Source organism: Stappia sp. TSB10GB4, assembly GCF_900185745.1.
Lineage (GTDB): Bacteria > Pseudomonadota > Alphaproteobacteria > Rhizobiales > Stappiaceae > Stappia.
Map to the genome: position 1 here is coordinate 102052 of NZ_FYAV01000028.1, position 19125 is coordinate 121176.

General features: G+C 68.7%; 20 protein-coding genes and 1 tRNA gene. 14 read left to right on the forward strand and 7 right to left on the reverse strand.

The genetic code is table 11. The features are described from left to right. Positions 1–447: 447 nt before the first annotated feature. Complete coding sequence (locus TSB10GB4_RS04105; protein WP_186394664.1) at positions 448–1482, forward strand: low specificity L-threonine aldolase; 1035 nt, start codon at positions 448–450, stop codon at positions 1480–1482. A gap of 141 nt (positions 1483–1623) precedes the next feature. Further along, a complete protein-coding gene (locus tag TSB10GB4_RS04110) occupies positions 1624–2082 on the forward strand; it encodes a hypothetical protein (RefSeq protein ID WP_186394665.1) in 459 nt (152 codons plus the stop codon). Positions 2083–2210: 128 nt separating this feature from the next. On the opposite strand, the gene TSB10GB4_RS04115 is transcribed toward TSB10GB4_RS04110, so the two are convergent. After that, the gene (locus TSB10GB4_RS04115) at positions 2211–2672 is read right to left on the reverse strand and encodes an Hsp20 family protein (protein WP_186394666.1); all 462 of its coding nucleotides are present in this window, start codon (positions 2670–2672) and stop codon (positions 2211–2213) included. 291 nt (positions 2673–2963) lie between these two features. On the opposite strand from TSB10GB4_RS04115, the gene TSB10GB4_RS04120 reads away from it, so the two are divergent. Beyond that, entirely contained in the window at positions 2964–3341 is a 378-nt protein-coding gene (locus tag TSB10GB4_RS04120; RefSeq protein WP_186394667.1) for a hypothetical protein, read from the forward strand. 174 nt (positions 3342–3515) lie between these two features. After that, the gene (locus tag TSB10GB4_RS04125; RefSeq protein WP_186394695.1) at positions 3516–4475 is read left to right on the forward strand and encodes an alpha/beta fold hydrolase; all 960 of its coding nucleotides are present in this window, start codon (positions 3516–3518) and stop codon (positions 4473–4475) included. Here the strand turns inward: TSB10GB4_RS04125 and hisN are convergent. Next, on the reverse strand, positions 4469–5299 hold the full coding sequence (gene hisN, locus TSB10GB4_RS04130) for a histidinol-phosphatase (protein ID WP_186394668.1): 831 nt from the start codon (positions 5297–5299) through the stop codon (positions 4469–4471). The genes TSB10GB4_RS04125 and hisN overlap by 7 nt on opposite strands. Before the next feature lie 534 nt (positions 5300–5833). Beyond that, complete coding sequence (locus TSB10GB4_RS04135; protein WP_186394669.1) at positions 5834–6724, reverse strand: N-formylglutamate amidohydrolase; 891 nt, start codon at positions 6722–6724, stop codon at positions 5834–5836. 291 nt (positions 6725–7015) lie between these two features. Here TSB10GB4_RS04135 and cpdR point away from each other — a divergent pair, with 291 nt between their 5' ends. The 5 genes from cpdR to TSB10GB4_RS04160 all read left to right on the forward strand — a co-directional run bounded on the left by cpdR (position 7016) and on the right by TSB10GB4_RS04160 (position 10022). Then, the gene (gene cpdR, locus TSB10GB4_RS04140) at positions 7016–7375 is read left to right on the forward strand and encodes a cell cycle two-component system response regulator CpdR (RefSeq protein ID WP_067218617.1); all 360 of its coding nucleotides are present in this window, start codon (positions 7016–7018) and stop codon (positions 7373–7375) included. A gap of 251 nt (positions 7376–7626) precedes the next feature. Beyond that, positions 7627–7701, forward strand: a tRNA-Val gene (locus TSB10GB4_RS04145). A 271-nt stretch (positions 7702–7972) separates the two neighbouring features. After that, positions 7973–8098, forward strand: a complete 126-nt coding sequence (gene ykgO / locus TSB10GB4_RS04150; RefSeq protein WP_029059454.1) for a type B 50S ribosomal protein L36 — start codon at positions 7973–7975, stop codon at positions 8096–8098. 120 nt (positions 8099–8218) lie between these two features. Then, the gene (locus TSB10GB4_RS04155) at positions 8219–8884 is read left to right on the forward strand and encodes a tetratricopeptide repeat protein (RefSeq protein ID WP_186394670.1); all 666 of its coding nucleotides are present in this window, start codon (positions 8219–8221) and stop codon (positions 8882–8884) included. 67 nt (positions 8885–8951) lie between these two features. Then, positions 8952–10022 (forward strand): alpha/beta fold hydrolase, encoded by a 1071-nt coding sequence (locus tag TSB10GB4_RS04160; protein ID WP_186394671.1) that lies wholly within the window; start codon positions 8952–8954, stop codon positions 10020–10022. A 36-nt stretch (positions 10023–10058) separates the two neighbouring features. Here the strand turns inward: TSB10GB4_RS04160 and pyk are convergent, their stop codons facing one another. The 4 genes from pyk to TSB10GB4_RS04180 are packed head-to-tail and all read right to left on the reverse strand — an operon-like array spanning position 10059 to position 14295. After that, positions 10059–11495, reverse strand: a complete 1437-nt coding sequence (gene pyk, locus TSB10GB4_RS04165; RefSeq protein WP_186390339.1) for a pyruvate kinase — start codon at positions 11493–11495, stop codon at positions 10059–10061. Further along, positions 11492–11986 carry a DUF1036 domain-containing protein gene (locus TSB10GB4_RS04170; RefSeq protein WP_244293230.1) on the reverse strand — a complete coding sequence of 165 codons (495 nt, stop codon included), beginning with the start codon at positions 11984–11986 and terminating at the stop codon, positions 11492–11494. Before TSB10GB4_RS04170 ends, pyk begins: the two co-directional genes overlap by 4 nt. 33 nt (positions 11987–12019) lie before the next feature. Continuing rightward, on the reverse strand, positions 12020–13336 hold the full coding sequence (locus TSB10GB4_RS04175) for a glycerate kinase (protein ID WP_186394672.1): 1317 nt from the start codon (positions 13334–13336) through the stop codon (positions 12020–12022). Beyond that, a complete protein-coding gene (locus TSB10GB4_RS04180; RefSeq protein ID WP_186394673.1) occupies positions 13333–14295 on the reverse strand; it encodes a DMT family transporter in 963 nt (320 codons plus the stop codon). The genes TSB10GB4_RS04175 and TSB10GB4_RS04180 overlap by 4 nt, the downstream gene beginning before the upstream one ends. A 195-nt stretch (positions 14296–14490) precedes the next feature. Here TSB10GB4_RS04180 and TSB10GB4_RS04185 point away from each other — a divergent pair, with 195 nt between their 5' ends. From TSB10GB4_RS04185 to TSB10GB4_RS04205, 5 genes are all read left to right on the forward strand, one after another. Next, positions 14491–15303: an N-formylglutamate amidohydrolase gene (locus TSB10GB4_RS04185; RefSeq protein ID WP_186394674.1), complete on the forward strand. Its 813-nt coding sequence runs from the start codon at positions 14491–14493 to the stop codon at positions 15301–15303. A gap of 31 nt (positions 15304–15334) precedes the next feature. Then, positions 15335–15640, forward strand: a complete 306-nt coding sequence (locus tag TSB10GB4_RS04190; protein WP_186394675.1) for a DUF1244 domain-containing protein — start codon at positions 15335–15337, stop codon at positions 15638–15640. A 175-nt stretch (positions 15641–15815) separates the two neighbouring features. After that, entirely contained in the window at positions 15816–16079 is a 264-nt protein-coding gene (locus TSB10GB4_RS04195) for a DUF2312 domain-containing protein (RefSeq protein ID WP_067218634.1), read from the forward strand. A gap of 547 nt (positions 16080–16626) precedes the next feature. After that, entirely contained in the window at positions 16627–17124 is a 498-nt protein-coding gene (locus TSB10GB4_RS04200; protein WP_186394676.1) for a hypothetical protein, read from the forward strand. Further along, entirely contained in the window at positions 17121–19097 is a 1977-nt protein-coding gene (locus TSB10GB4_RS04205; RefSeq protein ID WP_208984422.1) for a bifunctional diguanylate cyclase/phosphodiesterase, read from the forward strand. The genes TSB10GB4_RS04200 and TSB10GB4_RS04205 overlap by 4 nt, the downstream gene beginning before the upstream one ends. Positions 19098–19125: the final 28 nt, after the last annotated feature.

Here is a 19125-nt window from a genome sequence, read left to right on the forward strand (position 1 = left end):
GACGCGGCGCCTGACCTGCATCGCCCCGGCACCGCGGCCGGGCGGGATCGCAGGGCATGCCGCGCCCTGTTGTAGCATATGCCGGCCCTTGCGTTCAGCCACCGGATGCGCCTGGCGCTCCAAGGCCGAGTGCTGCGGGCGCGGGATGCGCTCCATCGGAAGCCGGCCAGCCCCGGCCGCTTCCGCTCCGTCCAAAAGGGACAGTAATCCTGTCCTATCTGGCGGAGGCGCACAATGCCAGATTTCAAGGGGGGGAGCAAGCGGCTTGCAAGCCCGCGCAAAACTATTTCTTGCGCCGGGCATGGGGCGTTTTGTCATTATCGCAACGCCGGCGCGGCGCGAAGGAAAGAATCTGTCGGCGGACGAGGCAGATGGGTCCCGCGCCTGCCTTCAGGGAAGCCTGCGGACGGGCTTGCAAGGCTGCGTGCCCCGGTCTTAGATCGCGCCATGATCTTCGCCAGCGACAATTGGGCGGGGGCCTCGCAGCCGGTCATGGATGCGATGCTTCGCCACAACACGGGCGCCGCGCCAGCCTATGGCACGGACCCGCTCACCCTCAAGGTCCGCGACCGGTTTCGCGAGATCTTCGAGAAAGACGACCTGACGGTCTGGTTCACCGCCACCGGCACGGCGGCGAATGCGCTGACCCTGGCGGCCTGCGCAAGGCCAGGCGGGCTGGTGCTGACCAGCGACATCGCCCATGTGCTGTGCGACGAGTGGGGGGCGACGGAGTTCTTCTCGCACGGCATGAAGATGGTGCCGGTGGAAACGCGGAACGGGCGGATTTCGGCGGACAGCCTCTCGCGCGAACTGGCCAAGCACCCGGACGGCAGCCGCTTCGGCACGCCGGTGGCGGTGAGCCTGACCCAGGCGAGCGAATGCGGCACGGTCTATGGCCCCGGCGAGTTGGCGGCGCTGACGCGGGCTGCCAAGGAGCGCGGTCTCGTCTGCCACATGGACGGGGCGCGCTTCGCCAATGCGCTGGTGCATCTCGCGTGCAGCCCGGCGGAGATGACCTGGAAGGCGGGGATCGATGTCCTGTCCTTCGGCGGCACCAAGAACGGCTGCTGGTGCGCCGAGGCGATCGTGGTGTTCAACCAGGACGCCTTGCGCGATCTTGCCGCGCATCGCTCGCGCGCCGGGCATCTGTTCTCCAAGTCGCGCTTCGTCGCGGCCCAGCTCGACGGCTATCTGGAGAACGGCCACTGGCTGGACAGCGCCCGCCACGCCAATGCGATGGCAAGCCGGCTTGCCGAGGGGCTTGCGGCGTCCGGCCATGCGCTCGCCCATCCGGTGGAGGCGAACGAGGTGTTCCCGGTGCTCGACCTTGCCACCATCGCGCGGCTGCGCGAAGCGGGCGCGGCGTTCTACGAGTGGCCGGAGATCGAGGCGGGCGAGGGAACGTCCGGCGTGCGGCTGGTGACGTCGTTTGCGACCAAACCGGAAGAGGTCGCGCGCTTCCTGGAGATCGCCGCGGGGTAGGCGGCGGTTGTGGAAGAATTTTCTCCGCGCGCGGCTTTTCTTGCTGGAAATTTGGAAACGTATTTCGCGTTTCGGCTTGGCGCAAAGCCGAACGGGGCTAGCTTCGCGCCGATTTCATCCCGATGACCGGAGCGACTGCCGATGAAGATCCACCCCACCGAGGACATGCATGTCCTGTCGATGGCCCGCAGGCTGACCATTCCCGAGGTGGCATCGGCCGCCGCGGAGCTGTCGGCGGAGATCGAGGCGGAGCGCCAGCGCGCCGGCCTTGCGGCGGCGGGGCCCTGGACCTTCCTCGCGCAGAACCTGCCGCGCGACGGCAAGACCGCGTTCGACTGGCGCATCTGCCTGCCGGTGGCGGGCGCCGGCGCCTATGACGGTCCGCTGGAGGTTCTGCATCTGGAGCCGATCATGGTCGCCTCCGCCGTGCATCTGGGGTCGGTTCGAACCCTGTTCACGCAGGGCTACGCGCCCTTGCTGCGCGCCATCGGCGAGACGCGGCACCACCTGTCGGGCCAGAGCCGGGAGGTCTATCACGACTGGCGCGGCGGCAAGGCCGGCTACAACCGGATCGAGATCCAGTTCGAACTGTCGCGCTAACGGCGCCCGCATACGAAAAGCGCCCGGCCTGGGAAGGCCGGGCGCGGGGGCAGGCGTCTCTCTCGCCGAGGGGGGATCGCGAGGGTCCGCCTGCCGGGTGTCAGTGCCGGATCGTCAGCAGGGGAGCGTCAGTGGGTGCTGCCCTCGATCTGCTTCTCGATCTGTTTCTGGCCGGCCTTGCCGATCTCGATCTTGCGGGGCTTCATCGCCTCCGGGATCTCGCGGGCAAGGTCGATATGCAGCAGGCCGTTCTCCAGGCTGGCGCCCTTGACCTCGACATGGTCGGCGAGCTGGAAGCGGCGCTCGAAGGCGCGCGCGGCGATGCCGCGATAGAGCACCTCGCCGGCCTCGGCCTCCTGGGCGCGCTCGCCCTTGATGGTGAGCGTGTGCTCCTTCGCCTCGATCGTCAGGTCACCTTCGCCGAAGCCGGCCACCGCCATGGTGATGCGGTAGGCGTTCTCGCCGGTGCGCTCGATATTGTAGGGCGGATAGCTCGGCGTCTCCTGGCCGCTGGTGCTGTCGAGCATGGAGAGCAGGCGGTCGAAGCCGACGGTGGAACGATAGAGCGGGCTGAAATCGAAGTGACGCATCGGTGTGTCCTCTCGTTGAGCAACAGATGATGGTTCCGGTTCCGCTGTGTCCCGCCGTCATGGCCGGGAGGGGAACCGCGCGCGGGCCCGTTCGTGGCGCCCGCGCCTTACGAGATGGGGAGGGCGAAAACGGCTTTCAAGAGGGATGGGCGGGCACCGCCGATCGGCGCGGCGAGCCGGATTTTCGACCTGAACGGCAGGTGAACGGCGCCTTCCGGGAGGGTTCACGCGGGGCCGTGCATCTTTATGATCGTCAACAGGCGCCGAGGCGCCGAACCAGGAGACAGATCCATGAGGAAGTCGCTTCTCGCCGCCGCCGCCGTCCTTGGCCTCGCCCTTGCGGCGCCCAGTGCCCAGGCTTTCGAGATCCGCACCGGCGGCCCGTCGGCCGGCCTCAGCATCGAAGTGCAGGTCGCCGGCTACCGCGGCCACGACCGGCGCGGCTACCGGCTCGACAAGCTCGCCCCGCGCCAGATCGTCCACCGGCTGCACCGCCAGGGCTACCGGGACATCAGCAACCTGCGCTCGCAGGGCCATGTCTATGTCGCCCATGCCCGCGGCCATCGCGGCATGTCGCAGCGCCTGGTGGTCGATGCCTATTCGGGCGAGGTCGTCGGCCGCTCGCCGATCGGCCGCGGCCACGGCTGGGGCGGCTACGGCCGGATGTGACCTTTCGGCGGGCCGCGATGCCCGTCCGCCGACCGCAAACGGGGCCGCCGGAGTTGAGCCGGCGGCCGCGCTCCTGTATGGGTCAGGACACCGGGATCGTTGGACTTGTCCCGGTGCGGCGGGCCCCTCCCGTCGCCAACAAGGCCGACAGGCTGGAGCACGGCGCGGGTGGCAATGCAGCTCTACGATCATCCGGACAATCCGGTTCCGGCCGGAGCGGTCTGCCAGCAGGTGACGACGCCCGACGGCATCCGCCTGCGCACGGCGCGCTGGATGCCCGACCGCAGCCCGCTGAAGGGCACGGTGACCTTGCTGCAGGGCCGGGCCGAATTCATCGAGAAATATTTCGAGACCGTCGCCGACCTGCGCGCCCGCGGCTTTGCCGTCGTCACCTTCGACTGGCGCGGCCAGGGCGGGTCTGAGCGCCTGCTCGCCAATCCCTACCGGGGTCATGTGGATGATTTCGCCGATTTCGTCACCGATCTCGACACGGTGATGGACAAGGTGTCGCTCGCCTCGATGCCCGGTCCGCACCATGTGCTGGCGCATTCGACCGGCGGCGCGGTGCTGCTGCTGGCGGCCGGGCGGCTGCGCACCCGCATCGAGCGGGCGGTGTTGTCGGCGCCGCTGCTCGGCCTCGGCAAGGTGGGCCTGCCGCAAAAGGTGATCTGCCCGCTGTCGGCGATGCTCTCGGCGGTCGGCTTCGGCACGGCCTTCGTGCCGGGCGGCGCGGACCGGTTCCACATGCCCTTTGAGGGCAATCCGCTGACTTCCGACGAATTCCGCTTCCGCCGCAACGCGGCGGTGCTCTCCGCCCATCCGGAGCTGGAAATCGGCGCGCCGACCATCGACTGGCTGGCGGCGGCCTGCCGGGCGATGACACGCTTCTTCGAGCCGGATTTCGGCCCGGCGCTGACGCTGCCGGTGCTGCTGGTGGCCTCGACCGGCGACCAGGTCGTCTGCCCGCGGGCCTGCGAGCGCTTCGCCCGCCAGACCCGCTCCTGCCGCTATGTCGAGATCGCCGGTGCCCGCCACGAATTGCTGATGGAAGACGACTTCCACCGCGACCAGTTCCTTGCCGCCTTCGACGCCTTCGTCAGCGACGGCGAGCCGGCCGGCGCCTGGAGCTATTGAGCCGCGGAGGCGAGGATCTCCAGCACCTTGTCGTGCAGGACCGGATCGCCGGAGGCGACGATCTGGCCGCCGGCGGCCGGCGAGCCGCCGCTCCAGTTGGTCACCACCCCGCCGGCGCCCTCGACGATCGGGGCGAGCGCGACGATGTCGTAGGGCTGCAGGCCGGTCTCGATGACGAGGTCGACCTGGCCGCTGGCGATCATGCAATAGCCGTAGCAGTCGGTGCCGTAGCGGGCGGTGCGCACGGTGCCCTCGATCCGCCGGTAGACCGCCTGCTCGGCGCCCTGGAACAGGCCCGGATGGGTGGTGCACATGATCGCCTGCGAAAGGTCCGCGCAGGGGCGGGTGGCAAGCGGCCGGCGGCCGTCGCGGTTGACCAGCCAGGCGGCCTCGCCGTCGCCGAGGAACCGCTCCGCCACATAAGGCTGGTCCATGACGCCGAAGACCGGCCGGCCGGTGCGCGTCACGCCGATCAGGGTGCCCCAGGTGGGCAGGCCGCAGATGAAGGCGCGGGTGCCGTCGATCGGATCGAGCACCCAGACATGCTCGGCATCGAGACGGACGCTGCCATGCTCCTCGCCAAGGATGCCGTGATCGGGAAAGCGCGCCTCGATCAGGGCGCGCAAGGCCTCCTCGCCGGCCCGGTCGGCAACCGTCACCGGATCGAAGCCCTCGGCGATCTTGTTTTCCACCGACAGGATTTCCCGGAAATGCGGCAGGATCGCCGCCGCCGACGCGCGGCACAGGTCATCGGCGAAAGCGGCAAGGTCTTCGGACAGAAGGTTTTCGGGGAGAGGGCCAGGCTGGGGACCTGAATGGGGCATCGGTCGGTTCCTTGCGGGGGCGACTAGCGGGTCGAGGTGCACGGATGGGGCGCGGCGCCACGACGGCGCCGCCCTGCCCGCAATAGCCTGTGAACGGGCGGCGGGCAATGTCCGGAAAGCGACGCTGCCGCCGGATGGCCGCGCCGAGTCGCTGCCTTAAAATGAGGCAGATCGCCGTATGGCAGCATTTTATGCAGAACCGGACCGGCAAGAACACGCCGCGGCAGGGGGTGCGACGAATTATTCAAGGGGATTTATCAATAGCTATCTATTTGAAATACATGAATAAACTTCATGAGCTCCGGTTTTTTTCGGAGAAAATTTCGAAGGGTGACTTGACTTTTGTGCGCCGCGATGGAAACTTGTTGCAGTGCGATATGGCTTGCCATGTCGCGCCGCCCTCCTTGGGCGTTTCCTCCCTAGACTCGGGCCGCCTCGCAAGAGAGCGGCCCTTTTTTCTGCGCGGCTTTCCGGCCGCCACAGGCGCGGTCGTCCCTAGATCGACGTGAACGGGTCGGGGAAGGCGAGGGGAGGCTATTCGGCCGCCAGCGCGTCCGGGGCGAGATCGGCATCGCTGCCTGCCACCAGCTCCTCGCAGAAGCGGCGCAGGTCGCGGGCAAGCTCGGCGAAGCCGGCGCTGCGGTCGGTGCGCGCCTCGTCCATATAGAGGCTGCGGTTGATCTCCACCTGCAGGGCGTGCAGGCCCTTGGCCGGGCGGCCGTAATGCTCGGTGATGAAGCCGCCGGCATAGGGTTTGTTGCGCGCCACCGTGTAGCCCATGCCGCGCAGGATGTCGCTCGCCTGGTCGATGACCGAGCGGGCGCAACTGGTGCCGTAGCGGTCGCCCAGGATGAAGTCGGGCCGCGGGCCATTGTCGCTGGTGCGGATCGTCGAGGGCATGGAGTGGCAGTCGATCAGCACCGCATGGCCGAAGGCGACATGGGTGCGTGCCAGCAGGCGGCGCAGGGTCTGGTGATAGGGCTTGTAGATGGTCTCGATGCGGTCGAGCGCCTCGCGCACGGGGAGGCGCTCGCGATAGATCTCCTGCGCCTCGCCGACGACGCGGGCGATGGTGCCGAGCCCGCCGGCGACCCGGATCGAGCGGCTGTTGGCATAGGGTGGCAGCCGGTCCTCATACATCTTCGGGTCGAGCTCGTAGGGCTCGCGGTTGACGTCGAGATAGGCGCGCGGGAAGCGGGCGCACAGGAGCGGCGCCCCCAGATCGACGACGCCGGCGAAGAGCTCGTCGACGAAGGCATCCTCCGAGCGGCGGATCGACACCGCGTCGAGCCGCGAGGACTGCAGGAAGGGAAGGGGGTAATGCCGCCCGGAATGGGGGGAGTTGAAGACGAAGGGGGCGGACTGCTCGGCAGGCTGCAGAACGTCGAAAGGCGGCGTCTCCTGAAACCCGCTGATGACCTGCATGGGCATGCTCTCCGCCGGACGATCTTCGTCAAACTTCCCTATTTGCCCCCGAATCGGCGTTAATGTCCACACGGGCGGTGGGTAACCGATGCGCCCGACCGGCGGGACGCCGCTTTCACTGGATGTTTACCGTCGTTCGGCCTTATAACGATCCGAAAGATGTGCCAAAACGGGATCTTCGGGCGAACCTCCCGCGTCTGCCCGTCCGAGGATGCGCAAGACCGGATGCGCGCAAGTTGGGCGCGCGCAAGATCGGCAGATTCGCCAGGCGAAGCGGAACGGAAACGACGAATGACACGGATCCTACTTGCGGAAGACGACAATGACATGCGCCGCTTCCTCGCCAAGGCGCTGCAGAAGGCGGGGTACGATGTCGTCTCTTTCGACAATGGCAAGAGCGCCTATGAGCGCCTGCGCGAGGAACCCTTCTCGCTGCTGCTGACCGACATCGTCATGCCGGAGATGGACGGAATCGAACTGGCCCGCCGGGCGACCCAGCTCGACCCGGACCTGAAGGTGATGTTCATCACCGGCTTCGCCGCGGTGGCCTTGAACCCGGACTCGCAGGCGCCCAAGGATGCCAAGGTTCTGTCCAAGCCGTTCCACCTCAAGGACCTGGTGCTGGAAGTGGAGCGCATGCTGGCCGCCTGAGCGGCCTGCTGCCGGCTCTCAACAGGTTTTCCACCGCGCATGGAGCGGGCGTGCCGGCGGACAATTAAGTTTGCGAGAAGGGCTTGCACCGAAAATCGAAGCCCGCTATATCGCATCCCACCGCGCCGTCCCGTCGGCGTCGGGTTTCCGGCTTCCTGCCGGACCACGGCAATTTGCCTGATTTCGACACCTTGTCGCCATCGGCGGCTTGCTGGGTCGACATCGGCGGCTTGCCGGAACCGAAAAGTTTCGGGCGTGTAGCTCAGCGGGAGAGCACTACGTTGACATCGTAGGGGTCACAGGTTCAATCCCTGTCACGCCCACCATCTTCGCCGGACCGCCGAGATTGCGAGGCGGTCGGCACAGCCCGGCAACCGTCCGCCATGGCAGCGCTGCATCACGCCGCCTGCCGATCGCGGATCGGGCATCGCCCCCGGCGCGCGGTTCTTGTCGAACCAGCGCGACGACGGCGGATCCGCCGGGTGGGACGCGGGGCCTCACGGCCGCCTCGTCCGCAAGCAGACAGCCGGGCCCGCGTGGCACGGTGCAACATGAGGATGCCGCCGCCAACGTGGCACCGTTGACGGAGACGAGACGATGAAGATCAAGAATTCGCTCAAGGCGCTGATGGGCCGTCATCGCGACAACCGCATGGTTCGCCGCAAGGGCCGCGTCTACATCATCAACAAGAAGGCGCCGCGCTTCAAAGCCCGCCAGGGCTGAGTCGCGACGGCCGGCCACCGATCGCCTTGCGGACGCCGCGGGCGACGGCGTAGTGGCCTGACCGCTTTCACTTTTTGCTGATGCCATTGACGATCGCATCCAGGGCGACATACTCCCTGAATGCGATCGTTTCTGCTTGCCTGCTTCCTTGTGTGCTTCGGGGCCTCCGCGCTTGCGCAGGAGCTGTCTCCGGACGTGCTGCCGCCCGAGGTGCTGCCGCCCTCGCTCGACGATCTCGACGCGCCGACGACGCAGATCGAGCCGCCTTCCGGCCCGGCGCCGGCGGTGACGGAGACCGAGACGCCGAGAAGCGAGCTCGACGGGCTGTTCACCGAACTTGCCAAGGTTACCAGCGACGAGCAGGCGCGCCCGCTGGTCGGCCGCATCCAGCGGATCTGGTCGCGCTCGGGCAGCGCCACGGTCGACCTGTTGATGATGCGCGCGGGCGCCGCCATGCAGGCCAAGGACTATGCGCTGGCGCTCGACCTGCTCGACGTGACGGTGCGGCTTGCCCCCGATTTCCCCGAAGCCTGGAACCGCCGCGCCACGGTGAATTACCTGCGCGAGGATTTCGGTGGCGCGATGGTCGATATCGAGCGGGTGCTGGCGCTGGAGCCGCGCCACTGGGGCGCGATGTCCGGCCTTGGCATCATCCTGCGGCGGATCGGGCGGAAGGACGAGGCGCTGGAGACCTTCCGCCAGGTGCTGAGGATCCATCCGGTCAGCGAAAACGCGCGTAAAGCGGTCGAGGACATGGAGAAGGCGGCGGCCGGCTCACCGATCTGACGCGGCCGGTCTCCACCTGTGTCCTCGTATCGGACTGACCTTTGCCGCAAGCCGGACCCGCCCGCCCATGCCCACCCTTGCCCTTGTCCTGCTGTCGGCACTGGCGCTGCTGCTCTCCGGCCTTGCCCTCTTGGCGGAGCTGCGCGGGCGCGAGGCGGAGGCGCGCTATCCGCCGATCGGCGCCTTTGCCGAGATCGACGGCGTGCGGCTGCACTATGTCGACCTGCGCCCCGACGGCTGGCGGGCGGGCGACCCGGTGCTGGTCTTCGTGCATGGGGCGAGCGCCAACTTGCGCGATCCGCATATGGCGCTGGCCGGGCCGCTGTCGGAATGGCCGGCGGAGAAGGGGAGGCCCGCGCGGCTCGTCTTCGTCGACCGGCCCGGCCACGGGCATTCGCAGCGCGGCGGCGGTGACATGCACCGCCCTTCGGCCCAGGCGGCGCTGATTGCCGGGCTGGCCGACAGTCTCGGCATCGGGCGGGCGGTGGCGGTCGGCCATTCCTGGGGCGGGGCGGTGGCGGCGCAGCTCGGCCTGGCGCGCCCGGACCTGTTCGCCGGGCTGGTGTTCCTGGCGCCGGCGACCCATCCCTGGCCGGGCGGCGTCAACTGGTATTACGACGCGGCCGCGCTGCCGGTCGCCGGCACGGTGTTTTCCGCAACGCTCGCCCCGTTCGGCGCGGCGCTGGTCGCGCCGACCGCCATGGGCGGCGTCTTCCGCCCGGGCGAGGTGCCGCAGACCTATGCCGAGCGGCTGGGCTTGCCGCTGCTGTTCCGGCCGCAGAGCTTCCGGGCGAATGCGCGGGACGTCGCCTTCCTGAAGAGCGAGGTGGAGGCGGCGGTGCCGCGCTACCGCGAGATCGCCCAGCCGGCGGCGGTGATCACCGGCGAGACGGATGGCGTCGTCTATCCGCATATCCATTCGCACGGGCTGGTGCGGGACCTGCCCAATGCCTGGCTGGTGACGCTGGAGGGCGCCGGCCACATGCCGCACCACACGCGCACCGGCGCGGTGCTGGCGGAGATCGCCAAGGTGGTGGCGATGGCCTTCCCGCAGGCGGGTTGGGACAGCGAGGCCAGCCGAAACGCAAACGAGACGGCCGAAGCCGTCTCGTCGAAAGCTGCTGCTGTGAGCGAGTGAGGCTCAGAAGCCGCCGCTGCTGCGAGCGGCTGAGGCTCAGAGCCCGCCGCGACCGTCGCTGCCGACAAAGGCGATGCGCAGCATGTTGGTCGAGCCGGGGGTGCCGAAGGGCACGCCGGCGGTGGTGATGATGCGCTGGCCGGGCTTGGCCAGTTCCTGCTGGAAGGAGATCTGGCAGGCGCGGTCGACCATGTCGTTCTCGTCGCGGGCATCGTCCGAGACGACGCAGTGCAGGCCCCAGGCCAGCGACAGGCGGCGGGCGGTCGACAGGACCGGCGAGATGACGATGACCGGCACGGAGGGTCGCTCGCGCGCGGCGCGCAGGCCGGTGGCGCCGGAGGTGGTGTAGCAGACCACGGCGGCGAGGTTCAGCGTTTCGGCGATCTGCCGCGCGGCGGCGGCGATGGCATCGGCGCCGGTCGGCTCCGGCTCCTGCCGCTGGGCATGGATGATGCCGCGATAGTTCGGGTCGCGCTCCACCTGGCGGGCGATGCGGTCCATGGTGGCGACCGCCTCGACCGGGAACTGGCCGGCAGCGGATTCGGCCGAGAGCATCACCGCGTCGGCGCCCTCGAACACGGCGGTGGCGACGTCGGAGACCTCGGCGCGGGTCGGCACCGGGGCGGTGATCATCGATTCCAGCATCTGGGTGGCGACGACCACCGGCTTGCCGGCGCGGCGGCAGGCGCGGACGATCTGCTTCTGCAGGCCCGGCACCTGTTCCAGCGGCATCTCGACGCCGAGATCGCCGCGGGCGACCATCAGCGCGTCGGAGAGGTCGATGATCTCGGACAGCCGGTCGATGGCCTGCGGCTTTTCGATCTTGGCGAGGATGCCGGCACGCCCACGCGTCACCTTGCGCACCTCGGCAAGGTCGTCCGGGCGCTGGATGAAGGACAGGGCGATCCAGTCGACGCCGGCTTCGAGCGCGGCGTCAAGATCCTTGCTGTCCTTCGGGGTGAGCGCGCCAACCGGGATCTCGGTGTCGGGAACGCTGACGCCCTTGCGGTTGGACAGCTTGCCGCCGACCTCGACCACCGTCTCGGCGCTGGTCCGGTCGCAGGAGGTCACGCGCAGGCGGATCTTGCCGTCGTCGAGCAGCAGGCGATGGCCGGGCTCGAGCGCCTCCAGGATCTCGCGATGGGGCAGGTGGACGCGGGCGGCATTGCCGGGCGCCGGGTCGCTGTCGAGGGTGAAGCCGGCGCCGTTCTCCAGCATCACCGCGTCGCCCTCGAAAGTGCCGACGCGCAGCTTCGGCCCCTGGAGGTCGGCGAGGATGCCGATGGGACGGCCGACCTTCGTCTCGATCTCGCGAATCATCGCCACCAGCGCATGCAGGCGCGGGTGATCGGTGTGACTCATGTTGATGCGGAAGACATCGGCACCGGCGGTGTAGAGCTTCTCGATCGTTTGCGGATCCGAGGAGGAGGGTCCGAGTGTCGCAAGAATCTTGACCCGCCTGTCACGCTTCATTGTCCGCCTGTCCCCCCTTGCACGGGCTCGGTGAGCTGAACCGTCCAGCTCGTCTGCTCGCCCGTGTCGATTTCGAAGAATCCGGTTCGCTCGAAGCCGCGCGCGACGCAGTCATCGATGCCCCGGATGGTGAATTCCTTCTCGCGGGTGCACATGAAGGCGCGGCCGCCCCATTCCCCGAACTGATCGTAATCCACCGCATAGATATAATAGAAACGTGACACGAGCGAGCCCGCCACCAACGTTTCACAGGAATTTGCCGGCAGGTTCCACCAGCCCTCGGTGACCCAGTCGGCCTCCTCGCGATAGCCGATGGCGACGCCGACCTGGCTTTCGGTCTTGTTGCACAGACGAAGCTCGGCCTGGGCCGGTTGCGCGGTGAGAAGGCCAAGGGCGACAAGGGCAAGCGCTGCCGCGCCGCAGGATGCAAGACCCCGCCCGATCGTTCCGACTGCCGTGGTTCGCCGCTGCCTCTCGGCTTTTTGCATCATTCGATTTCTCGTGCCACGACTTTGCGCGTCATCTTATGGCTGACCGGCTTCCGCCTTGTCAATGATGACGGCCCTGAAGTCATTGACGTTGGTATAGGTCGGTCCAGGTCTCAGCAGATCGCCGAGTCGCTCGAAGAAGCCGGTGCTGTCGTTTCTCTCCAGAAATGCGGCGGCATCATGACCTGACCTTGCGGCGCGCGCGAGAGTCGTCTCGTCGACAAGCGCGCCGGCCGGATCATCTGCCGAACCGGTGCCGCCATCCGTGCCGTCGGTATCGCCGGCCACCGCGGCGATGCCGGGCGCCCCGTCCAGCGCCAGGGCGAGGGCAAGGGCATACTCCTGATTGGGGCCGCCATGCCCGTCGCCGCGAATGGTCACGGTGAGCTCGCCGCCCGACAGCAGCACGGCGCGGCGGCCGGCTGCCGCGAGCTCGCGGGCCATGCGGGCATGGTCGCCCGCCACCTCGCGCGCCTCGCCCTCCAGACTGTCGCCGAGCAGCACCGGCTCGAAGCCGCGGGCGCGGGCGATGTCGGCAGCGCGCTCCAGCGACAGGGCGGGGCGGGCGACGATCTGAAAGCGGGTGCCGGAAAACAGCGGGTCGCCGGGCTTCGGTGTCTCGTTGGCCGGATCGAGAAGCGCCCGGTGGACGTTTTCGGGCGCATCCGGCGCATAGCGGGCGACCAGCGCGCGGGCATCGGCCAGTGTCGTCGGATCGGGCACGGTCGGGCCGGAGGCGATGGCGATGGGCTCGTCGCGCGGCACGTCGGAGACGGCGAGGGTCGTCATCGGCACGCCGTCAGGCCGGGCGGCGGCAAGGCGGCCGCCCTTGATGCGGGAGAGATGCCGGCGGACGGTGTTGATCTGCTCGATGGTGGCGCCGGAGCGCAGCAGCGCGCGGGTCAGCGCCTGCTTGTCGGCAAGCGTCAGGCCGTCGACCGGGGCGATCCAGTTGGCCGAGCCGCCGCCGGACAGCAGCACGACGATATGATCGCCGGGACGGGCCTGGGCGGCGAGTTCGAGCGTGCGGCGGGTGGCATCGAGGCCGGCCCGGTCGGGCACCGGGTGGCCTGCCTCGATCAGCTCGATCAGTTCCGTCGTCCGCCCATAGCCGTGGCGGGTGACGCCGAGGCCGACGAGCCGGTCGGGACCGAGGCCATGGGTCTCGCGATAGTGGCGTTCGGCGACCTGCATCATCGCGCCGGCCGCCTTGCCGGCGCCGAGCAGCACGATGCGGCCGCCGTCGGCCGGGGCGGGCAGGTGCGGCGGCAGGCAGGTCTCGGCGCGGGCGGCGTCGACGGCGGCGGCAAACAGCTCCTGCAGCAGGGCGCGTCTGGCGGGGATGTCGGTCATTCGGCCTCGCGGGTCGTGGGTTGGATGGGAGCGGCGGCCGGGGCGACCGGGACGGGCGCGGCGCGCGGACGGGCGATGTAGATGCCGGCAAGGATGACGGCGCCGCCGAGGGCCTGGGCCAGGCCGATGCTTTCGGCGAGGAAGAGATAGCCCATGGCGGCGGCGGCGACCGCTTCGAGGAAGATCACCAGCGCGGAAAAGCCGGCCGACAGGGTGCCGAGGGCAAAGGCCAGCAGGCCCTGGCCGAGCGCGTGGCTGAAGACGCCGAGCGCGACCAGCATGGCGATGCCCATCAGCGAAGCGGGGAGGATCGTCTCTTCCAGCAGCAGGGCGACGACGAAGAGCACGGCGGCGGTGACGAGCGAGCTGCGATAGACCAGGAGGCCGGGGGTCATGCCGGTGCTGCCGCGCCGGGCGAAGCGCATGGCGATGAAGTAGCTGCCGAAGAACACCGAGGTGGCGAGGCCGTAGAGATCGCCGACGAGGCGCTCCGGCGCGAAGGCGAAGCTGCTGCCGACGAGCAGGGCGGCGCCGAGGAGGCAGGCGGCAAGGCCAAGGGCCATGGCGCGGGTCACCGGCTCCTTGAGCAGGGCGCCGGAGGCCAGCATCACCCAGAGCGGGGCGAGGGTCGCCAGCAGCGTCGCATTGGCGGCGGTGGTGTTCATGATCGCCAGGTGCCAGAAGAACAGGTCGCCGGCAAAGAGCACGCCGGCAGCGAGCGTCGCTTTGTTCCAGCGCGGGGCGGCGGTGCCTGCGGGCCGCTCGATCCGCGCCCAGACGGCGAGCAGCGGCAGGGCGAGGGCGGCACGCCAGAAGGCGCTGGCGAAGGGGCCGACATCCGCGAAACGCACGAAGACCGGCGACACGCCCATGGCGATCGCCCCGGCGAGCAGCGCGAGGAAGGCGGCAAGGAGGCGCTGGTCGGGAGCGGCGGCGAGCGGGGCGGGGGCGGTGGTCATTGTGCCTTGCGGTCTTTCGGGGAAGCGTTCGGATGGTCCGGGCAAACGGGCCTGGCGAAGATTAGGCATCCGTTGCCGGCCTGTCTCGCCGGAAATCGCTGATAGCTCTTATCGCGAGCAGAGGCGAGAATGCGGTTGAAAGCGGACGCCGGATATGGTGCACAGCGGGGCCGCAATCCCGCAAACGGAACCGAGATGGCCGAGACGCTTTTCGCTGCCCCGAAATCCCCCGACGAGACGCCGTTCGAAAAGCTCGAGGGCGACCGCTCGCGCGGGCTGCTGCTGCTGTGCGACCATGCCAGCAACGCCCTGCCGGCGCGCTATGGCTCGCTCGGCCTGCCGGCATCGGAATTTTCGCGCCACATCGCCTATGACATCGGTGTGCGCGAGCTGACGCTGGGACTGGCGCAGGCCTTCGGCGCGCCGGCATTGATGACCACCTATTCGCGGCTGCTGATCGACCCGAACCGCGGCGAGGACGATCCGACGCTGGTGATGCGCCTGTCGGACGGATCGGTGGTGCCCGGCAATGCCAGCCACGACGCGGCCGAGCGGGCGCACCGGCTCGCGACCTATCACCGGCCCTATCACGCGGCGATCACGGCGGAGATCGATGCGGCGATCGCGGACGGCCATCCGCCGGCGATCCTGTCGATCCACAGCTACACGCCGGTGTGGCGCGGCGTGCCGCGGCCCTGGCATGCGGGCATCCTGTGGGACCGCGATCCGCGTTTCGCGCTGCCGCTGCTTGACGCACTTCGCGCCGATGCCGATCTGGTGGTGGGCGACAACGAGCCCTATGACGGGGCCTTGAAGAACGACTGCATGTACCGGCATGGTACGGCGCGAGGCTTGGCGCATGCGCTGCTGGAGGTCCGCCAGGACTTGATCACCGATGCGGCCGGCATCGCGGCCTGGACGCGGCGGCTGGTGCCGCTGGTGGCAAAGATCCTGGCGGAGGTGCCGGACCTCAACACGATCCGCCACTACGGGTCGCGCTGCGACTGAGCCGGCAGAGCTGCGAGAGAGGGAGACGGACATGGCTGACATCGACGAGGCAACGCGCACGGAACTGGAGGCGGCGGCGTTCCGCCGGCTGGTCTCGCATCTGCGCAAGCGCACGGATGTGCAGAACATCGACATGATGAACCTTGCCGGCTTCTGCCGGAACTGCCTGTCCAACTGGTATCTGGACGCGGCAAACGAGAAGGGCGTGCCGCTCGACAAGGAGACCGCGCGCGAGATCGTCTACGGCATGCCCTATGCGCAGTGGAAGGATCTCTACCAGAACGAGGCGAGCGCCGAGCAGCAGGCCGCCTTCGAAAAGGCCCGCCCGCACGAGTGAGCGGGCGCCGCGCGCCCATGTGAATATCGTTCCGTCTTCGTTCCCCGGTCTTGCATCCGCCCGATTTTCCGCGCATGCAGATCGGCATCACGGGAGGCGCCCGCCTCCCGGCTCCGTTCCATCACCCCGATCCCGCGGGCCGTGCGGCCCGCATCCATGAAGGAGACGAGTACCCATGTCCGATCCAGGCGGCGTCGCCGGCGACCAGTTGCGTGCATTTGTCGAGCGCATCGAGCGTCTCGAGGAAGAGAAGAAGGTGATCTCCGACGACATCAAGGATGTCTATGCGGAAGCCAAGGGCACCGGCTTCGACGTCAAGATCCTGCGCAAGGTGATCTCGCTGCGCAAGAAGCAGCCGCACGAGCGCGAGGAGGAGGACGCGATCCTCGACCTCTACATGCATGCGCTCGGCATGAACGGCCCGGCCAACGACGCCTGACCGGCAGGTCCGTCCGAATGATGCCTCCCGGGTGCGCCCGGGAGGCCGTTGCGGGGCGCGCAGGCCGCGCCGTCGCGCCTCGGCTCGCCTCACGCCCCTGCGGCGCCCGCCCCGCCTGACCGGCGACGCGCAGCGTCGAGGTGGGAACTAGGTATAAATCACGAGTCATTTACCGCGAATCGCCTTATCCTGCCGTTAGGTTTTGACGGGGCTGCGTTCGCGCCGTACCCTGCGGGGCAAGGCAGGAACTGTGTCGCTGGAGTGGTGAATTCGAAATGCGCCCCGTTTCGGCGGCGTCCGCCGGGCTGCGCTCAAATTCGAAAACCACATCAGAAACATGCGCTTGCCGGCAGTTCTCGGGGATCTGGCGTCCGTCCGGAGACTGCCGTGAAACAGGACGCATTGCAGATTCCGGCGGCTGGTTAAGCTTGCCTTCACGGCCGCAGGCTAGGGTCGAGACCTGACCCAAAGGGGTCTCCAATGGCGGAATGCGGCGTCGCGCAAGGCGGAGGGAGCCTTTCCGGACGCCGGGCGGAGGGAGGACCGCATGCCGATCGCACGGATGTTCGCAGCGCTTTTGGGCGCCGCCGTTCTTCTTGTCTGGACGGTGACGGCCCAGGCCACAAGCGTGGCCCCCGCCGATGCGGCGGGGCATATCCTGCTGACCCAGGGCGGAGCGACGCGAGACCTGGCGATCGAGGAGATCGAGCGCCTGCCGATGGTCGAGATCGAGGGCCGCGCCAGTCCCGACGAGCCGATGACCACCTTTCAGGGGGTTCTCCTGTCCGATCTCGTCCGGATGATCGGCGCCGACGAGGCGAGCGGTCTGATCGTGCGCGCCTCCGACGGCTATTCGGCCGACATTCCGCGCGAGGACTGGGAGCGCTGGCCCATCGTCGTTGCGACGCGCGCCGGCCAGGAGCGGCTGACCGTACGCCGGCGCGGTCCGGCACGGATCATCTATCCCATCGTCCGCTATCCGGAACTGGACGCACGCGCCTATATCGACCGCAGCGTCTGGCTGATCGCCGAGATCGAATGGTGAACGGTCCAAGACGGATCCTTTCCCAACTCTCCCTGCTCCGCCCGGTGCATCCGTGGCTGATCGTGGCGGCCGTCGCCTGTGCCTGCGTGGTGGCGACGCTGGTGGCGCTGCGCGGCGTCGCGACGCTGAACCAGCCGGAGCCGGATGCCGGGCAGCATATGGTGCGCCACATGCGGTTCACCTTCGCCGAGGTGGCGCAGGTGGACGGCATCCTGCAGGCGCTGCGCGTCGACGCCGCATCACCGGAAGCGCGGCAGATCATTTCGACAGCGGCCGACCATCTGCATATCCGCTTCGAGGTTCTGGCCGGCCTCTCCCGGGGGCCGCTGGTCGAGCCCGATTCCAAGGTGGCACCGGTCGCCTGGGAACTGCTCGGCGGGCTGGACCGACTTGCCTCGGGCGAGACGCCCCTCGATGACGCCGCCCTTCTGCATCTGCGCGGCATCAGTGCCGATCTGGTGCGCCGCACCGGCGACTACATGCGCGGGGTGGAGGCGGATATCGACGAAGCGCTAAAGATCCGGGCGGAGAATTCCGCCGGCGCGTGGGTAGAGGTGATCGGCAGCGTCACCATGCTGCTCGTCCTGTCCTTCATCTCGCTGGCGCTGCAGTGGCGCAACCGGCGGATCGTTGCCGAACTGAGGCTCGCCAGCGGCCGCGACAGCCTGACGGGTCTTGCCAACCGGCGCGGCTTCGCCGAATGGGCGAGGGAGACGACCGCCGTCGGGCCGGTGCCGGCGCATGCCCTGCTCATCTTCGACCTCGATCTGTTCAAGGCGGTCAACGATCGTCACGGCCATCTGGCCGGCGATGCGCTGCTGAAGACGGCGGCCGACTGGCTGGTGGCGCATTTCGGGGATCGCGGCATCGTCGCGCGCTGGGGCGGCGACGAATTCGTGGTGACGCTGGCGCTCGGCCAGGACAGGCGCGACGATCTCGCCGCGCTGATCGGCGCGCGCATGGCGGAGCCGCCGACGCTGGTGTTCAAGGACGAAACGATCCCGCTGCGCTTCAGTTGCGGCATCGCGGTGTGGCCGGATCACGGGGCGACGATCGACGAGACGATGGTCGCGGCCGATGCCGCCCTCTATGAAGCGAAGGCGCGCGGGCGCGGCCGCCAGGTGTTCTACGAGGCGGGCATCTCGGATCGCCGCGACCGCGCCGAGGCCCTGCGCGCGTCGCTGCCGCAGGCGCTGGCGGCGGGCGAGCTGTTCCTGGAGTTCCAGCCGCAGATCCATCTCGGTCGCGGCACGGTGATCGGCGCCGAGGCGCTGGTGCGCTGGCGCGATGCGGCGACCGGCACGGTGATTCCGCCGGGGCTGTTCATTCCGACCCTGGAGGAAGGCGATCAGATCGTCGACCTCGACGGCTTTGTGATCGACGCGGCCTGCCGCGCCGCCGCCGCCTGGAACGCGCTGGGACGGCGGATCCGGGTGTCGGTCAACCTGTCGCCGCGCACCTTCCAGAGCCCCGGTCTGGCCGCGCAGGTGGCGGCGGCGCTGGCCCGCCACGGCCTCATGGTCCGGCAGTTGGAGATCGAGATCACCGAAGGGGTGCTGTTGATCGACGACGCGCAGGTCGCGGCCAATCTCGCCGACCTTGCCGAGCTCGGCGTCCGCCTGGCGCTCGACGATTTCGGCGCCGGCTATTCCAACATCGCCTATCTGATGCGGCTGAAGCCGGATGTCTTGAAGATCGACCGCTCCTTCGTGCTGGAGGGCGACGAACGCCTGCGCGCCAGCATCGTGCAGGGCATCCTGCAACTGGCCGAGACGCTCGGCGCCGAGACCCTGATCGAGGGCATCGAGACGCCAGAGCAGTTGCGCTTCGTCCGCGACACCGGCTGCCAGACCGTGCAGGGCTTCCTGTTCGCCCGGCCGATGGCGGCAAGCGGCATCCCGGCCTTCTGCGAGGAGATCGAGGCGCAGCACCGCCCGGTCAGGGAAACGCCGCTGCTGCAGCAGCGCTCCTGATCCGGCGCTTTCCTCTCTCTCTCTCTCT